Here is a 1,835-nt window from a genome sequence, read left to right as displayed (position 1 = left end):
GCGAGCGAGCGCAGCAGGCGCCGCATGATCTTGCCCGAGCGCGTCTTCGGCAGGTTGTCGCCGAAGCGGATGTCCTTCGGCTTCGCGATCGGCCCGATCTGCTTGCCGACCCAGTCGCGCAGCGTCTTCGCGAGCGCCGCCGCTTCCTCGCCTTCCGGACGCGAACGCTTCAGCACCACGAACGCGACCACCGCCTCGCCCGTCGTGTCGTCCGGGCGGCCGACCACCGCCGCTTCCGCAACCAGCTCGTGCGAAACCAGCGCCGACTCGATCTCCATCGTGCCGAGCCGGTGGCCCGACACGTTCAGCACGTCGTCGATGCGGCCCATGATCGTGAAGTAGCCTGTGTCCTTGTCGCGCACGGTGCCGTCGCCGGCCAGATAGAGCGTGCCGCCGAGCTCCTCGGGGTAATAGCTCTTCTTGAAGCGCTCCGGGTCGCCCCAGATCGTGCGGATCATCGAGGGCCACGGACGCTTGACGACGAGAATGCCGCCTTGCCCGTTCGGCACGTCCTGGCCGGTCTCGTCGACCACCGCGGCCATGATGCCCGGCAGCGGCAGCGTGCAAGACCCCGGCACCGTCGGCGTTGCGCCCGGCAGCGGCGTGATCATGTGGCCGCCGGTTTCGGTCTGCCACCACGTGTCGACGATCGGGCAGCGCTCCTGGCCGACGTGCTTGTGGTACCACATCCACGCTTCCGGATTGATCGGTTCGCCGACCGTGCCGATGATGCGCAGGCTCGACAGGTCGTAGCTCTTCGGATGAACCTTGTCGTCGGCCTCGGCGGCCTTGATCAGCGAGCGGATCGCGGTCGGCGCGGTGTAGAACACCGTGACCTTGTGATCGTTGATCATCTTCCAGAAGCGGCCGGCGTCCGGCCAGGTCGGCACGCCTTCGAACACGACCTGCGTGCCGCCGCACGCGAGCGGGCCGTAGGTGATGTACGTGTGGCCCGTGACCCAGCCGATGTCGGCCGTGCACCAGAACACGTCGGTCGGTTTCCAGTCGAAGGTCCACTTCATCGTCTGCGCGGCCCACAGCAGATAGCCGCCGGTGCTGTGCTGCACGCCCTTCGGCTTGCCGGTCGAGCCCGACGTATAGAGGATGAACAGCGGATGCTCGGCGCCGACCCATTCCGGTGCGCACGTGTCGGGCTCGCCGTCGGCGATCTCGTGCATCCACAGGTCGCGCCCGGCGTGCCAGTCGATCTTGCCGCCGGTGCGGCGATAGACGATCACGCTCTTGACTGCTTCGCAGCCGCCCATCGCGAGCGCCTCGTCGGCGATGCTCTTGAGCGGCAGCGTCTTGCCGCCGCGCGCCTGCTCGTCGGCGGTGATGAGGGCGACCGCGCCGACGTCGACGAGCCGCTCGTTCAGCGATTTCGCGGAGAAGCCGCCGAACACGACCGAGTGCGTGGCACCGATGCGCGCGCAGGCCTGCATCGCGACGATGCCCTCGATCGACATCGGAATATAGATGACGACGCGATCGCCCTTGCCGATTCCGCGTTTCTTCAGCGCGTTCGCGAAGCGCGATACACGTGCCAGCAGATCGGCGTAGGTGACGCGCGTGACGGTGCCGTCGTCGGCCTCGAAGATCACCGCGACGCGCTCGCCGTTGCCGGCTTCGACGTGACGGTCGAGGCAGTTGTACGACGCGTTCAGCTCACCGTCGTCGAACCACTTGTAGAACGGCGCATTGCTCTCGTCGAGCACCCTGGTGAACGGCTTGTGCCAGCTGAGGCCCTCGCGCGCGAGACGCGCCCAGAAGCCCTCGTAATCCTGCTCGGCCTCGGCGGCAAGCGCCTGGTAGGCCGGCATGCCGGAAATGGTCGC

1 protein-coding gene is annotated in these 1,835 nt (G+C 67.5%); it reads right to left on the bottom strand.

Annotated elements, in window-relative coordinates; genetic code table 11:
* A partial coding sequence (gene acs / locus DIE11_RS35870) for an acetate--CoA ligase (RefSeq protein WP_124629845.1) occupies positions 1-1,835 on the bottom strand: 1,835 nt, incomplete at both ends.

The organism is Burkholderia sp. Bp9012 (assembly GCF_003853825.1).
GTDB classification, from domain to species: domain Bacteria; phylum Pseudomonadota; class Gammaproteobacteria; order Burkholderiales; family Burkholderiaceae; genus Burkholderia; species Burkholderia diffusa.
Note: the sequence above shows the minus strand (reverse complement) of the source record. Positions and strands in the feature narration are given on the sequence as shown.